Below are 14,744 nucleotides of genomic sequence, written 5' to 3'. Positions count from 1 at the left end.
AATAAGTGCTGGATGGGGGAGGAAGAGCAGTGGGATATGATTTTAACACTATAGAGAAAAAATGGCAGCGTTATTGGGAGGAGAACGGGACCTTCAACGTTGATACTGACAATGAAAAGGAAAAATTTTACTGTCTAGAGATGTTTCCGTATCCTAGCGGTGCTCTTCATATGGGGCATTTGAGAAACTATTCCATAGGTGATATGTTGGCCCGATTTCTCAGGATGAAGGGATATAATGTGCTGCATCCAATGGGTTTTGACGCTTTTGGATTGCCAGCAGAAAATGCTGCAATTAAATATGGTACGCACCCAAACAAGTGGACATGGGAAAACATAGAACACATGACGAAGCAACTTAAAAGCATGGGGTGCAGTTATGATTGGCGAAGAAGAGTTGAGACATGCAATCCAGATTACTATAGGTGGACTCAATGGTTATTCCTTCAATTTTATAAGAAAGGCCTTGCCTACAAGAAAAAGGCTCCGGTGAACTGGTGTGAAAGCTGCAGTACGGTGCTTGCCAATGAACAGGTAATAAATGACGGGCATTGTTGGCGTTGTGGAACTCCTGTAATAAAGAAAAATTTAGAGCAGTGGTTCTTGAAGATAACCGATTATGCACAAGAGCTTTTAGATTCTCTGGATGAGCTGGATGGTTGGCCTGAAAGGGTAAAGATAATGCAGCGCAATTGGATAGGAAGGTCAGAGGGAGTAAGGTTATCTTTTAAAGTGAGTGGAAAAGATATAGATATAGAAACCTTCACAACCCGAATAGACACTATTTTTGGAGTGACATTTGTGGCCTTGGCCGTTGATCATCCCTTGGTGGAGAAAATAGTTAAGGTGTCGCCCAAAGCAGCAGAAGTGAAAGAATTTGTGAGTAAGCACAAAGGATCGGGGGAAAACACGAGAGGAGATAACGCTGAAAAATTAGGCGTGGACACGGGACTTAAGGCAATAAACCCGGTTAACGGTGAGGAAGTCCCCATATGGATAGCAAACTATATACTGATGGAATACGGAACTGGAGCCATAATGGGTGTACCTGCCCATGACCAAAGGGATTTCGAGTTTGCAAGGGCCTATGGTATTCCCGTGAGGGTTGTGATTAATCCCAAATCGGGTGAAGTGCTAAATGGCGAGACTATGGAGAAGGCCTTTGAGGAAGATGGAGTTCAGGTTAATTCAGGCCCATTTGATGGTATGCCCACTGAGGAAGCCAAAGTGAAGATGGCTGAATGGTTCGAAGAAAATGGATGGGGAAAGCGGGAAGTTAATTACAGGCTAAGGGATTGGCTTATTTCCAGGCAGAGGTATTGGGGAGCTCCGATCCCTGTCGTATATTGCGAAAAATGTGGCGTGGTACCTGTCCCTGAAGAACAACTGCCGGTAGAGCTTCCCTTAGACGTGAAGATGAAGGTAGGAGGCAATCCCCTTGAAGACCAACATGACTGGGTTAACACTAAATGCCCATCATGCGGAGGCCCTGCTAAAAGGGAAACGGATACCATGGATACTTTTATATGTTCTTCATGGTATTTCTTGCGCTTTGCTTCCCCATGGACGCAAGAAGGCCCATTCCGTAAGGATGATGTGAATTACTGGATGCCTGTTGATCAATACATAGGGGGCATAGAACATGCTTGCCTACATCTTATCTATGCTAGGTTTTTCACCAAGTTTCTGGCGGATTTAGGAATGGTTAACGTTAGGGAACCATTTGCCAATTTGTTGACTCAAGGCATGGTAATAAAAGATGGAGCCAAGATGTCCAAATCGAAGGGAAACGTTGTAGATCCAGACGAAATAATCCGCAAATATGGTGCTGATACGGCTAGATTATTTATACTGTTTGCAGCCCCTCCAGAGAAGGATTTGGATTGGTCTGATAGGGGAGTTGAAGGAGCTCATAGATTTTTGAACAGAGTGTGGCGCCTGGTGGATGAAAACCTTGATGAACTTAAGAAGGTCTCAGGTAAGCGGGTAAAGATGGCAGAGATAAAAGAGAAACCTTCAAGAGACCTCAAACGCAAGATCCATAAAACTATAGATGCTGTTACTAGAGATATTGAAATAGAAAAGCAGTTCAATACGGCAGTAGCTAGATTGATGGAGTTGTCTAATGCTTTAGGTGCTTTCACTCCCAAAAGCCAGGACGATTGGGCTATATTCCGGGAAGGAGTAGACATATTACTACTATGTCTCTCTCCTGTAGCGCCTCACATATCTGAAGAGTTGTGGTCTTGCTTGGGCAATGAAAGTTTGGTATGTGAATCACCTTGGCCAAAAGCAGAACCAGAAGCTCTAGTTGAAGATGAGATTACAGTAGTATTGCAGATAAATGGGAAAGTGAGAGCACAATTGGTTGTTCCTGCAGGTCTTGATAGAGACTCCATGAAAAAGATGGTCCTGGAAGATCCTTTGGTTGCTAAGCGCCTTGAAGGTAAAGAGATAGTAAAAGTGATAGTTGTGCCCAATAAGTTGGTGAATGTGGTGGTGAAGGGGTAAAGTGCCTTCCCTTTTGGCTATTTGTTCTAAAGAGCCCGCCAAAAGCAGGCTTTTACAAGAAACGCTAGAAGAGCTTTCTCGAATGGGGTTCAGTATAGCTGGCCGCACAGAGGGCTACAATTGGTGGGATTTGTTTTCCACAGCTACGAATGGAGGCCTCTTTGACGAGAAGACTGTTTATGTAGTTGATTCTCCAGAGGCGATGGGGAAATTCCCATCGCCTCTTTCGGCTCAGATAGAACCAAAGGAGTTGGCTTCTACGATTATCTTGCTGCTGTATGAAAGCGAGGTGGAAAAGCATCTACCTCGGGAAGTAATTAAAATGTCCACGATTAAGAGGCCTGAAAAGGTTCCTCACTGGACAACTGGGAGAATAGAATGGATAAAGCGCATCATAAAAGGAACAAGGGTGAAATGGGCCAAGGAGGCGGTATCCCTTCTAGAAGAATGGATAGAGGACCCAGAGGAGATAAGAAGCGAAATCTATAAGCTTGAAACTGCGGCATTGGATGGAGTAGTTACAGAGAAACTTGTCAAGGATCTTTGTATAGATGAAGGGGGTAAAGCCTTCTTAACTCTCTTGGATGGTCTTTGTGAAGGGAATGTGTCCGCGGTAATTAAATCTTTTAAGAGGATAAAGATGGAAATGGATGTATTACCAGTCGTAAGTGGGCTTCATAGAAGGATGCGCTTGGCTATGTATTTGGCAGATTATAAAGAGAAGGAAAAGGAAGAATTGTTTCGCATCTTTGGTGCGAAACCTTACCAGGCTCAGAAGGCCCTAAAGGCTTCACGCATTTATGGAGCAAAATCATTGAGAAAATTTGTTTTGGAGATGGTAAAGGCAAGTTGCATAAATAAGAGCCTGCCATCAGGTGCTTGGGAAGTGTTGGAAATGGCTATTTTGGATTTGTTGAATAGCAAAAACCGGGCACTTACCATTGAGAAAAGATAAATGCCCGGTTCAAATGTACAGAAAAAACAAGGGGTTAGGCATCTGTTGTATGAGGAAAAAGGCTCTTTACTGCCTTGGTTAACCTAGATTTTTTGCGAGCAGCCTTGTTCTTATGTATGACGCCCTTAACAGCAGCCTTATCTAGGACAGATTGGGCTTCATCCAATCTCTTTAACGCTAGCTCCTTATCTCCGCTAGCTACTGCTTCAAGCACTTTCTTCGCAGTTGTTTTGCAGCGAGTATTCCAATATTTGTTGTACAACCTGTTTCTCTCTGCAACGCGCAACTTCTTAGCAGCAGATTTCTTGTTTGGCAAATCCTTCACCTCCTTCTACAGCAGCCCCCATTCTAACACGGGTTTTATGTGTTCTGCAACAATAGGAAAGTATAATATAAATGTTCTGTAAATGGAAATATTAAAATCCAAGGATGTGATTTTTTGAAAATTGGTTTTGAATGGTTAGTTATCTTGGCAGTGGCACCCGGATTGGCATTAGCATGGTGGTTTTATCATAAAGATAAACTTGATCCAGAACCCTTGGCGTTGGTAGTGAGATCTTTTTTGACGGGAGCTTTGTTTGTCTTTCCTGCGGCCTTATTGGAGATTTTTACTAGTTATTTGGCTCTATTGGGACCTTTAATATATCAAATTGTAGGTGTAGCACTTATAGAAGAGTACATGAAATGGTTGGCATTAAAGAGGTTTATAAACCACCAGGCATGTGACGAATGTTATGACGGGATAGTGTATGGGACCTCAGTGGCTTTGGGTTTCGCCACGTTGGAGAACCTGTTTTATGTTTTAGGATCTGTGAATCCTTTCTTAGTGGCGGGGTGGAGAGCCTTTCTTTCCGTTCCTCTGCATGGTCTCTGCGGGCTCTTTATGGGCTATGAAGCAGCCAGGCAAAAACTTAGCGGTGGAGTTAAGTACAATATGATTAGGATTTTATCGTTACCTGTGATAGCTCATGGCCTTTTCAATTATTTTCTTTTTTTGAGGTCTAGTTCTGGAGTTTTGCTGGCGATATTATTAGTTGTCTTGTTTTGGCTACGATCAATTTCTCTAATAAAAAAATCATGGAGTTGTAATGTTTGATGGTATTAGAAGATAATTGCCTACAAGAAAGCATAACGAAATTATTTGATGTCGGAAGCCTAATTTCCTCTGTTTTCCCTCAGTATAGCTACAGAGAGGGGCAGGTGCGTCTTGCCGAAGAGGTTTGGGAAAGTATGAAAAAAGGAGAAGTTTTGCTCGCAGAAGCTCCCACTGGCATAGGCAAAACTTTAGCCTTGTTAGTTCCGTCCATTCTTGCTGCAAAAGAGGGCAAAAAAATTGTATATGTTACTTCGACGCGGAATTTACAGGACCAGGTAATGGCTTATCACCTTCCAAAGCTTGAACAAATCTTTGATGGAAAAGTGGCATATGGCACTATAAAAGGGAGAAATAATTATGTTTGCTACAGAAAAGCTGAACATGAGCTTAGAAACGCTGGCACTACAACTTCTTTTAAACTTGATTCTTGGCTTAAGAGCACATTTTGCGGAGAAGTTGACGAAATAGCGGCTCTAATTCCTGGGGAAGTAGCTTCAGCTTTGGCTATTTCTCAGGAGGATTGTTTGGGGTCGAGGTGCCCCTTTCGTGGTGAGTGTTTTTTTCTGAAACTCGTAAAAAGGGCCCAAAATTGGGATTTAGTTGTAACCAACTATCATTTTTTTCTATCTCACCTTATTGGCGCTGGTGGCAAGTTCGTAGTTCCAGTGGATATTTTGATTTTTGACGAGGCTCACAAAATGCCTGAAGTGGCAAGGAGTGTGGCTTCAGTGAAAGTAGGCTACCATAACTTCCAAAAACCGATTAATAGCATATTGAGCAAGGTAGTACCCTTTTTAGCGGGGAAAGGATATGTAAATGTCGATAGATTTGTAAAAAGTGGCAAAAAATTTTTAGAATTAGGGAAAGAATTGTTCATGTTGTTGGAAAAAAGTTACAAGCCCGGCCAAGCGCTTGAAGGTCCCTTGAACTCCGAGTCGCTTTTGAGGTTAAAGGGAGAATATAGTGTTATTTCAAACGAGCTACGAAAGATCACAGACGAGGATAACTTTAATCCGGAGGAATTTCCTTATTGTTTGGAGGTTCTAGAGTCATTCGAAGGATTTAAAAAAGCATTTGATAACCTTTCGTGGTGTGCAGGGTTTGCTAATTTCCCCAGCTGGGCGTATTGGTGGGATGGGTCTCATTTAGTGAGTGCTCCGGCTTCCGTGGCGGAGGTGCTGCAGGAAAGCTTTGAAAATCTTGCTCCTCATAGCATTATCGCTGTTTCAGCTACCTTAGCCCTAAATGGAGACTTTTCCTACTGGCAAAGGGAGACAAATGTTGTAGCCGACCGGACTGTAGTAATTGATTCTCCTTTCGAGTTGGAAAAACAAATGCAGATATGGGTAGTTGAGACAAACAAGAAAGTCACAGATTTGGGGTATGAAGAAACGATAGCTAAAATTGTCGAACATTTGTGTGACGAAAATGGTGGTAGATCTTTAGTTTTGCTGAGCTCTTTGAGCCTCCTCAGGTTTGTGGGTGAATACATGAAGAGCGGGGCAAAAAAATATAATATTTACGTGCAAAAAGAAGCGCCACTAAGCAGGTTGGTAGCTTCTTTCAAGGAGGATTTGACTTCAGTCCTTATAGGTAGTGTGACTTTTAGGGAAGGTTTTGATGTCCCAGGTGAAGGACTCACGCAGGTTATAATAGATAGGATCCCCTTTGATCATCCAGAAGACCCAATGATGAAAACTTTAAAGGTCTTGTTTGGAAGGGCATATTTTAGATCCTTTGTGTTGCCTAGGGCAAAATTGACATTGAAGCAGGCAGTAGGAAGATTGATTAGGACTGAAAGGGACCGAGGAAGGGTAGTCATTTTAGATGGTAGAGTTTTATCAAGAAAAGATTGGAAAATTTATGATAGCCTTCCAAAGGTGCCGTACAAAAAAGTTAAGCTTGCCTAGAAAGGATGTTGCTCACTTTAGTCGGCTATGCTATAGTAACCAAGCTGTCCAAAAAACAGCGTGTTTTTTTCGGTATTTCAAAGCAATTTTCGGGAGGTGTTTTTCATGAAGCAGACCTTTCAGCCCCATAATAGACGCAGAAAGAGAACCATTGGCTTTTTAAGCCGTTCTAGAAGCCATAGCGGCCGCAAAATCCTTAAAAACAGGAGAGCTAAAGGTAGGAAAAGACTAGCTGCCTAATAAGATGGGCACTACTAGGTTTGGTTACCCAGCAGGAATAAGGCTTAAAAAGGCATGGCAGTACGACTTAATTTTCCGCACTGGCCGCCGAAGGAATGGCGCGTTGGTGCGGCTGCTGTTTCTTGAAGTTCCTGGTAAGAAAACTTTAATTGGCATGGCTGTAGGCAAAAGACAGGGCAACGCAGTTACAAGAAACAGGGGTAAACGAATATTAAGAGAAGCTGTACGAAAGACTTATCCCCAGATGAAAGAGGGATATTGGATTGTTTTCTCACTGCGAAAAAGGGGATTGAACGCGAAAACACAGGAAATTCAAAGGGATTTGATCAAATTGTTGAGCCAAGAAGGTATGTTAAAGGGCCAGAAGCCGAGTTCTACCGAGAAGGAATAGGGAGAATAAAGAGTTGACCATATCAGTAAAGTTAGCTAGATTTTTAATAAGGGGCTATCAATATTTTATATCTCCCCTTTTGGGGAAAAACTGTAGGTTTTACCCCACATGTTCCCAGTATGTTTTGGGGTGTATAGAGGCTCATGGATTGGTAAAAGGAAGTTTGCTGGGAGTTATAAGAATACTAAAGTGTGCTCCATGGCATCCAGGAGGATATGATCCTGTGCCAGAGCGTTTTGTGTTGTTTAAGAAGATAGTTGTCACAAAAACATCATTCAGGGAAGGTGAATAAATTGGGCACTATTTGGAAAGCGGCGGGCGACTTTCTTATATTAATAATTAATGGACTATATTCGTTAACTCACTCATATGGGCTTGCCATAATAATTCTCACGTTGGTGGTTAGAGTTCTTTTGTACCCGTTGTCCCATAAGCAAATGACTAGTATGCAAAAAATGCAAAGGCTTCAACCAAGGCTGAAGGTCCTGCAAGAAAAATACAAAGATGACAAAGAGACCTTGAATAAAGAGATCATGCGTCTTTATAAGGAAAACAACGTTAATCCTGCTGCGGGGTGTTTGCCGCTTCTTGTTCAATTGCCCATATTAATACTGCTTTTCAGGGTTTTGATGAACTTGGACCTGCAAGGAGCCACTTTCCTTGGCATAAGCCTTGAAGGTTCGGTCATATCTACTTTGGCTGCTGCCGTAGGGGCTCCTGCCGGGAAAATAGGCATAGGTGCTTTGTTGTCTGCAATTATGGCTAATCCTGCTGGGCTGGCCAACGTGAATATGTACTTGGGGAACTTGGTCCTTCTAGTGGTTATAGCTTTCCTTACTTGGTATCAACAGCAGCTAAGTGGGGCATCAAATCCACAAATGCAGTTTATGAATTGGTTCATGCCGGCATTTTTGGCGTTTATATGCTTAAGCTTGCCTGGAGGGGTTCTTCTTTATTGGGGCGTGTCTTCTTTGGTGGGAGTGGCCCAACAATGGTATGTTAAACACAGGACAGAGGTCGAAATGCAGGAGAAGCCAGTCCTATATAAAGAGAAACCCGGGAGCAAAAAAGATTAAAAACGAGGAAGAGAGAGGATATGCTGTCTATGGAAAACAGTTTTATCGTTGAGGTTCAATCAGTAGAAGAAGCTCAGCTACTTGGTAGCGAGAGGTGGTCTGTTGATCCTGAGGATGTTATTGTAGAAGTGTTAGAAGAGAGTAAGGGTATTTGGGGGTTGTTCAGCAAGAAGAGAAAAATGCAAGTTACCTTAAACGGGGAGCTGCACCTTGTTAAAGCCAGGAAGTTCTTGAAGGAGTTATTTTCCCGTATGGACCTGGACGTTATTCCTGAAGTGGCTGAAAATGGAAGTTTGAATCTAGTAGGTGACGATGCTGGGATCGTCATTGGCCGCTACGGTGAGACCCTAAAAGCCATAGAATTTATAACCAATCTTGTTTTTAGGGATAGCCTAAAAAGAATTACCATTGACAGTGATGGTTATAGGGAGAGGAGATTAAAGAGCTTAGAGAAGCTAGCTTTAGCTGCTGCGAGGGAAGCTGTAAGAAAAGGTAGGCCAGTTAAATTAGAGCCTATGAGCAGCTGGGAGAGAAGAATAATACATATAACATTGAAGGATCGCTCGGATGTTACGACAAGTTCTTATGGAATAGAGCCTCAGAGGTACGTGGTAGTAACTCCACAAATAGGTAAGGCGAGGAAGTATGGTAAAAGCCTGAGAAGAAATTAATATATATTTTGTTTCCCCGCGTTGCAGCAATCTTTCATAAAACAGCTGTTGCAACGCGGTCTTTTGCGGCATATTTCTTTTGAATGCTTCACGATGAGTGCATGAAACTCCCCTAAGACCTGGGGATCTTTAGGGAGCTCTCTTTGAAGAATTTCTTGTACATTTTCGTATGATTTTGTTTTTGAATTAAGCCACCCCATTCTTTTGCCAAGCCTTAGTGTATAGGCATCTATAACCAAAAATGGCAAATTGCCCCCATAGCACAGGATGCTGTCTGCAGTCTCAGGACCTATACCCTTGAGTCCCAATAACCATTTTCTGGCCTTATTAGGCTCCATCAAGAACAGCTTTTCTATTTTTCCTAATTGAGAGACAATTTTTTGAGAGAAGTTTATAAGGTATTGGGTTTTTCTTCTGTAAGTTCCTGCAGGCTTTAAGCACTCCTCTATAGTCTCTTCAGGAGCTAAGGCGATGGATGAAATGGAAAGTAAATGCTTGCTTTTTAGGTTTTGTAGTGCTCTTTCTACGTTATTCCATGTTGTGTTTTGGGTTAGGATAGCGCCTATGCATATCTCGTCTATAGTTTCTCCTGGCCACCAGTTTTGAGGGCCCCAATAGTTTAATAACATATTGTAAATGTTCAGCAAGGAAGACATGGAATCCCTCCAGATAAAGCTATAAGTATTTTCAAATAGATATGTACAGGCGGATAGTGGTATATTAAAACATGAAAGATCAGAAAAGGCAACTTTCAGATAAGGAGGGAGTTGGATGAATTCCCAATTAGCGTGCGTGACTATGCTAACTGATTTTGGGCTATCCGATGAGACAGTAGCCTGCTGCAAGGGAGTTCTTCTGAGCAAAGGGCTGAATCTACCCATTATTGATATAAGCCATGAAGTTCCTCCTTTCGACATTATTTCAGGGGGATGGATATTGGCTGGGGCTCTGCCATTTATGCCTTTGGGCGCACACCTTGCCGTAGTAGATCCTGGTGTGGGGACAGAAAGGAAGATAGTGATACTTCACGTTCAAAGGGGAGATTTTCTTGTGGGCCCGGATAATGGTTTGTTGATGGAAGCGGCAAGACGTTTGGGAGGGATAAAAAGAGCCTGGTCCGTTTGTATGGAGCGTTCTGGCTTCAAGAAAATTTCTTCTACATTTCATGCCAGAGATATTATGGCACCTGTCGTTGGCGATTTAGGTTTGGGTATTCCTCCCTCTACTTTGGGGGAAGAGATAGAGGAAAAAGCATTGATCGATTATCCTCTAGCTGAACCTAAGCAGGAAAACGGGAAAATAACGGGTTCCGTTGCCTATATTGATGCTTATGGAACGGTTAGGACCAACATATTGTGGAGATCCTTGAAAGGGAATGTTAAAAACTTAAAAATTTCCAGTAGTTGGTTATTTAGCATTCCTGTGGGGAGAACTTTTGCTGATGTAGCCAAAGGAGACCTGGTGATCCTAGAGGATAGCTGGGGTTACGTGTCAATAGCAATTAATCAAGGGAGAGCTTCTGACCTTTTGGGCTCTAAACCGGGAGACCCTATATCAGTAGAATTTACGATGTGAAAGATGAGCAAATAAAGCAGAATATTCATCAGGAAATTATTGATGGAGGTGGTGAGCAAGATGAGAAAGCTCCCCTATGCAAGGTTTAAAAAAATGCCACTTGTGGTTGTTAGTTTGATTCTAAGTATTGTGTGGTTTTCAACCATAGTTTGGGCTTCTCCTTCTGTGGAAGATCCTTTTACAGGAAACCCCATAGCCCAAATAGTGGAGAAAACTTCTCCTGCTGTTGTCAATATAGATACTAAAGCTATGGTTCGACAACCCTTGAGCCCTTTTGCAAATGACCCTTTTTTGAGGGAGTTTTTGGGAGACCAGTTAGAGCAATTTACTAGGTTAGTGCCTATGAAGGGGAAGGGTTCAGGGTTTATAGTTTCAAAGGATGGCTATATATTGACCAATAATCATGTTGTTGCAGGTGCAGATGAGATAACAGTAAGTATGTCCGATGGGAAAGCATATCCTGCAAAAGTCATTGGGACTGATCCGAGTTACGACCTGGCGGTAATAAAAATAGATGGAAAAAATTTGCCCACCTTGAAATTGGGAGATTCTGATAAGGTAAGAGTAGGAGAGTGGGCTATTGCAATAGGTAACCCCTTTGGTTTTGAAAGCAGTGTGACAGTTGGAGTTATTTCAGCGAAGAACCGCTCCATAAGGGCAAGGGATTTTAGCTTTGATGGTTTTCTGCAGACCGATGCAGCAATAAATCCAGGAAACAGTGGTGGCCCCCTGTTAAATTTGAAAGGAGAGGTTATAGGGATAAACACGGCAATAATACCCTACGCGCAGGGAATAGGTTTTGCTATTCCGATAAACATGGCCAAGCAAGTCTTGCAAGATTTAGTCAAATATGGAAGCGTCAAAAGAGGTTGGCTTGGCGTTTATATCCAACCATTAACAAGGGAGTTTGCTGATGTCTACGGAATCAAATCAGAAGAGGGCGCAATAATAGCTGACATAGTGCCTGGTTCCCCAGCTGATAAAGCAGGCCTAAAAAGAGGCGACGTAATAGTAGAGGTGGATGGAAAGAAGGTTAAGGATGATCTTGATTTGACTATGAAGATCAGGAGCCATCTGGCTGGCGATAAGGTCATCATTAAAATCTTAAGAGATGGCGCTGAAAGGAAAATAAGCGTTGTTTTGGGCAATATTCCAGGTAGTGAAGGTGGTTTTTCAAGCTTGAACGAAAATCTCAAGAAGATTGGCATAAAGGTCCAATCTATTACAGATGCCCAAAGAAAGCAAAAAGGGCTACCTTCGGGTACTAAGGGCGTTATGATCTCTGAGGTGTCTCCTGGGTCATTAGCAGATATGGTGGGACTTAAAAATGGAGACGTGATATTGGAGGTAAATGGCAAAGATGTAGAAAATCCGGATTCATTAGCTAAAAGCCTGCAAAAATCCAATAGAACGATAGTCTTTTTAGTGTGGCGCGATGGAAGGACTTTTTATATCTCTTTTAGGTTATAACCATTGAGGTAGAGTTAAACTTATTGGTAAAAGTCTATGGGCGGGGCATTTGTGCTCCGCCCATTTAGTATAGTTTCAGGATAAGCCGTAAGCTTCGAAAGAAGTCAAATCAAGGGGAAAAAGTATTTTAATCTTAGTTCCTTTGTTTGGTTCTGATTCTATTTCTATTTGGCCTTTGTGAATTTTTATTATGCGCAATCCTAAAGAAAGTCCTATGCCGTAGCCCGGTGCAGTTCGGGATTTTTCGGCTCTCCACAGTCGATTGAAGCACTTGTTTATAGTTTCCTTATCCATTCCTATTCCTGTATCCCATACCTCAAGCACAGCTTTATTGTTCCTTATGTCATGGTCCGTTATTAGTTTTATGTGCCCTCCGTGCTGTGTGTATTTGCTAGCATTATCTAGAAGGTTGGTTACCAATTGGTTTATAAGAGCTTCGTTTCCCTTTATAGGTGCAGGATTGAGCCTAAGTTCTAGGGTTTGCTTTTTGCTTTCCCAAATGGGCTTTAGTGATGATGCCACTTCCTCACCTATGACCATTAGTTCTAAGGGTTCCATCTTCATCTGTTCTCCTGAAGTTTCCAATCTTGCCATTTCGAGTAGCGCCGTCAAAAGGGACTGCATTTTATCGGCGTGAGCTGCAAGTTCTCTAAGTTTGCGCTCATAATATGCCACGTCCCTGGTTTTAAGGAGGGTGACATCTACAATGCCTTTTATGATCGCCAAAGGGGTTCGTAATTCGTGGCTTGCATCTGCAGTAAACGTCAGCAATCCATTCACTGCTTCCTCGATCCTTGAAAAAAGCGAATTCAGTTCAGTTGCTATTCCCTCAATATGAGGGTTTTTAACCTGTTTTGAGATAAATATACGCATATTTCCCTTTAAGTCGATGGATTTTATGGCTTTCTTGAGGGTTAGCAGCTCTTTATTTGTTGATGTTATGAGAAAAATGTGCCAACACATAAAAATTATAAAAGCTCCCATTATCAAGGAGAAAACTGCATAAAGGCTAAATTTCAATTGAAAGAAACTCTTCATCGGGGAAGTTAGTACTACATAATAGTTTTTTTTTCTTTGCCCTTCGCTATTTTTGATCTTTTGTATTCTCACCCTATAAATGTAAGAAGCCTCTAAGTCCTTGTATAGAGGCATACAAAGCAGTGCATCTCGCTCTATTTGCATATTTTTAGTATTAATTGACAACGATTCGGTAGAAGCACCTTTGCGGATATATCTTTCTATAATTTGGGGGAGCTTTACTAGATCCCCATAAGGATTTGAGCTTTTCATCAGTGTAAAATCGTCATCGTATAACTGTATTTCAACTGTAGGATGAAGCAATTGAGGGACATTTGGCTTCTTTTGATCATTGTTAAAGCTTATTAGGGTATAAATGTTAGAGAGGGTGTTATCCATTTCCGCTAACCTTGAGTGCATAAAAAAGGAAAACGCACCCCATAAAATGAGAGTGAAAAAGATCAAAATTACAAATATATAACTTACCTTAAAAGAGCGGAGAAAGGCTTTTCCCCGCTCTTTTTGCATCTTTTTATGAAGCAACTCTGTTCACGCCTTATTGTTACTGTTTCTTATAGTTTATTGTCTATAGGGGCAAGAAATCTTATACCCAACACCTCTTACTGTTGCCACTATACCTTCCAGATTGTAAGGGCGCAATTTGTCTCTAAGGTATTTTATGTGAACATCCACGACGTTGCTGGTTCCGTCGTACTCTTTCTTCCAAACGTGGGCGATAATTCTTTCCCTGGAGAAAACTTGATTTTCGTATCGCATTAGAAGCTCGAGGATATCAAATTCTCGCTTTCTCAAAGGAATTATTTCATCGTCTACTTTGCACTCTCTGGCAATTGGATCCAAAACAAGGGGGCCACATTGTAAAATAGGTCTTTTGTGTTCAGTATGTCTTCTAATAAGAGCGTTTATACGTGCCAAAAGTTCCCTGAAATCGAAGGGTTTGACCAGATAATCGTCGGCTCCAGCTTCTAATCCCTTAACTCTGTCTTCTATGGAGTCTTTTGCGGTCAAAACAAGAATTGGCGTGTCCTTCCCTGCCTCTCTTATTTTTTCAATTAACTCGTAACCATCCATCTTGGGCAACATTATGTCAAGGATTATGCATTCGTACTCGTTTTTGACGACTTTATCCAGGCCTTCCTCGCCATCATATGCGCTGTCCACAATAAAACCGCTTTCGCTTAAGCCTTCTGCTAGAACTTGTACTAAGTCTCGGTTGTCTTCTATTATTATTATCTTCATTACCTATGCCTCCCATTCTAGTCTCTTTATTAATAGTATAACCACAAATTTAATAAAATGTCGAGTGCAGAATGAGTTTAAACTTATTTCAACATTTTAGTTAGTTGTTTTTGTATTTCAATTAATCGTAACATTCATGTTTGCAAAAGTGCTGCCAAATGGTATAATACCGTCGCCTAATACTAGGTGTGGCGGTGACGGCGCTTTACTTGGTTTTAGGATTTTACAAGAGAGGTGGTCGACATGTTGGAAAAGGATAAGAAGCAGGCGATAATCGAAGAGTTCAAATTGCACGATGCAGATACTGGTTCCCCTGAGGTTCAGATAGCTCTGCTCACTACGAGAATAAGGGAGCTGACTGAGCACCTCAAGGTGCATAAGAAAGATTATCATTCTCAGCGCGGACTTATGAAGATGGTCGGTAAGAGGCGCAGATTGTTAAAGTATTTGAGACTTAAGGACTTTAACCGTTACAGGACTCTTATTGAGCGCCTTGGTTTGCGCCACTAGTTTTTGGCTAAAAGTTGTAACAAAATGACGAGGGCCATGAGGAGCCCTCGTCATTTTTTATCG

The 14,744-nt window shown here is 41.8% G+C and carries 16 protein-coding genes; 12 read left to right on the top strand and 4 right to left on the bottom strand.

Translation table 11 applies throughout. The features are described 5' to 3' along the window. Positions 1-29 precede the first annotated feature (29 nt). The gene (gene leuS, locus H0Z23_RS02810) at positions 30-2,510 is read left to right on the top strand and encodes a leucine--tRNA ligase (RefSeq protein ID WP_296867443.1); all 2,481 of its coding nucleotides are present in this window, start codon (positions 30-32) and stop codon (positions 2,508-2,510) included. Between the two features lies 1 nt (position 2,511). Continuing rightward, positions 2,512-3,465 (top strand): DNA polymerase III subunit delta, encoded by a 954-nt coding sequence (holA, locus tag H0Z23_RS02805; RefSeq protein ID WP_296867442.1) that lies wholly within the window; start codon positions 2,512-2,514, stop codon positions 3,463-3,465. A gap of 34 nt (positions 3,466-3,499) precedes the next feature. On the opposite strand, the gene rpsT is transcribed toward holA, so the two are convergent. After that, positions 3,500-3,781 carry a 30S ribosomal protein S20 gene (rpsT, locus tag H0Z23_RS02800; RefSeq protein WP_296867441.1) on the bottom strand — a complete coding sequence of 94 codons (282 nt, stop codon included), beginning with the start codon at positions 3,779-3,781 and terminating at the stop codon, positions 3,500-3,502. Positions 3,782-3,904: 123 nt separating this feature from the next. On the opposite strand from rpsT, the gene H0Z23_RS02795 reads away from it, so the two are divergent. The 7 genes from H0Z23_RS02795 to jag all read left to right on the top strand — a co-directional run bounded on the left by H0Z23_RS02795 (position 3,905) and on the right by jag (position 8,849). Then, positions 3,905-4,561, top strand: a complete 657-nt coding sequence (locus H0Z23_RS02795) for a PrsW family glutamic-type intramembrane protease (RefSeq protein ID WP_296867440.1) — start codon at positions 3,905-3,907, stop codon at positions 4,559-4,561. Next, positions 4,561-6,471, top strand: coding sequence for an ATP-dependent DNA helicase (locus tag H0Z23_RS02790; RefSeq protein ID WP_296867496.1), 1,911 nt, complete (start codon positions 4,561-4,563; stop codon positions 6,469-6,471). The genes H0Z23_RS02795 and H0Z23_RS02790 overlap by 1 nt, the downstream gene beginning before the upstream one ends. Before the next feature lie 105 nt (positions 6,472-6,576). After that, the gene (rpmH, locus tag H0Z23_RS02785) at positions 6,577-6,711 is read left to right on the top strand and encodes a 50S ribosomal protein L34 (RefSeq protein WP_296867439.1); all 135 of its coding nucleotides are present in this window, start codon (positions 6,577-6,579) and stop codon (positions 6,709-6,711) included. A 4-nt stretch (positions 6,712-6,715) separates the two neighbouring features. Next, positions 6,716-7,102 carry a ribonuclease P protein component gene (gene rnpA / locus H0Z23_RS02780; RefSeq protein WP_296867438.1) on the top strand — a complete coding sequence of 129 codons (387 nt, stop codon included), beginning with the start codon at positions 6,716-6,718 and terminating at the stop codon, positions 7,100-7,102. Between the two features lie 19 nt (positions 7,103-7,121). Continuing rightward, entirely contained in the window at positions 7,122-7,394 is a 273-nt protein-coding gene (gene yidD / locus H0Z23_RS02775; protein WP_296867495.1) for a membrane protein insertion efficiency factor YidD, read from the top strand. A 1-nt stretch (position 7,395) separates the two neighbouring features. Beyond that, positions 7,396-8,178 carry a YidC/Oxa1 family membrane protein insertase gene (locus H0Z23_RS02770; RefSeq protein ID WP_296867437.1) on the top strand — a complete coding sequence of 261 codons (783 nt, stop codon included), beginning with the start codon at positions 7,396-7,398 and terminating at the stop codon, positions 8,176-8,178. Between the two features lie 29 nt (positions 8,179-8,207). After that, complete coding sequence (gene jag / locus H0Z23_RS02765; RefSeq protein WP_296867436.1) at positions 8,208-8,849, top strand: RNA-binding cell elongation regulator Jag/EloR; 642 nt, start codon at positions 8,208-8,210, stop codon at positions 8,847-8,849. On the opposite strand, the gene H0Z23_RS02760 is transcribed toward jag, so the two are convergent. Further along, a complete protein-coding gene (locus H0Z23_RS02760; RefSeq protein ID WP_296867435.1) occupies positions 8,846-9,505 on the bottom strand; it encodes a hypothetical protein in 660 nt (219 codons plus the stop codon). The two genes, jag and H0Z23_RS02760, sit on opposite strands and share 4 nt — an antisense overlap. A 115-nt stretch (positions 9,506-9,620) precedes the next feature. On the opposite strand from H0Z23_RS02760, the gene H0Z23_RS02755 reads away from it, so the two are divergent. Together H0Z23_RS02755 and H0Z23_RS02750 are read left to right on the top strand one after the other, a co-directional pair. Then, a complete protein-coding gene (locus H0Z23_RS02755) occupies positions 9,621-10,424 on the top strand; it encodes an SAM-dependent chlorinase/fluorinase (RefSeq protein ID WP_296867434.1) in 804 nt (267 codons plus the stop codon). A 60-nt stretch (positions 10,425-10,484) separates the two neighbouring features. Next, positions 10,485-11,894: a DegQ family serine endoprotease gene (locus tag H0Z23_RS02750; RefSeq protein WP_296867433.1), complete on the top strand. Its 1,410-nt coding sequence runs from the start codon at positions 10,485-10,487 to the stop codon at positions 11,892-11,894. A 75-nt stretch (positions 11,895-11,969) separates the two neighbouring features. Here H0Z23_RS02750 and H0Z23_RS02745 read toward each other — a convergent pair whose 3' ends face one another. Next, the gene (locus H0Z23_RS02745) at positions 11,970-12,767 is read right to left on the bottom strand and encodes a HAMP domain-containing sensor histidine kinase (RefSeq protein WP_296867432.1); all 798 of its coding nucleotides are present in this window, start codon (positions 12,765-12,767) and stop codon (positions 11,970-11,972) included. A 723-nt stretch (positions 12,768-13,490) separates the two neighbouring features. Further along, on the bottom strand, positions 13,491-14,171 hold the full coding sequence (locus H0Z23_RS02740) for a response regulator transcription factor (RefSeq protein WP_296867431.1): 681 nt from the start codon (positions 14,169-14,171) through the stop codon (positions 13,491-13,493). Between the two features lie 243 nt (positions 14,172-14,414). Here H0Z23_RS02740 and rpsO point away from each other — a divergent pair, with 243 nt between their 5' ends. Continuing rightward, positions 14,415-14,681: a 30S ribosomal protein S15 gene (gene rpsO, locus H0Z23_RS02735; RefSeq protein WP_296867430.1), complete on the top strand. Its 267-nt coding sequence runs from the start codon at positions 14,415-14,417 to the stop codon at positions 14,679-14,681. Positions 14,682-14,744 lie beyond the last annotated feature (63 nt).

It is taken from the genome of Thermovirga sp. (genome assembly GCF_017656375.1).
In the GTDB taxonomy this organism is placed as follows: Bacteria; Synergistota; Synergistia; order Synergistales; family Thermovirgaceae; genus Thermovirga.
Note: the sequence above shows the minus strand (reverse complement) of the source record. Positions and strands in the feature narration are given on the sequence as shown.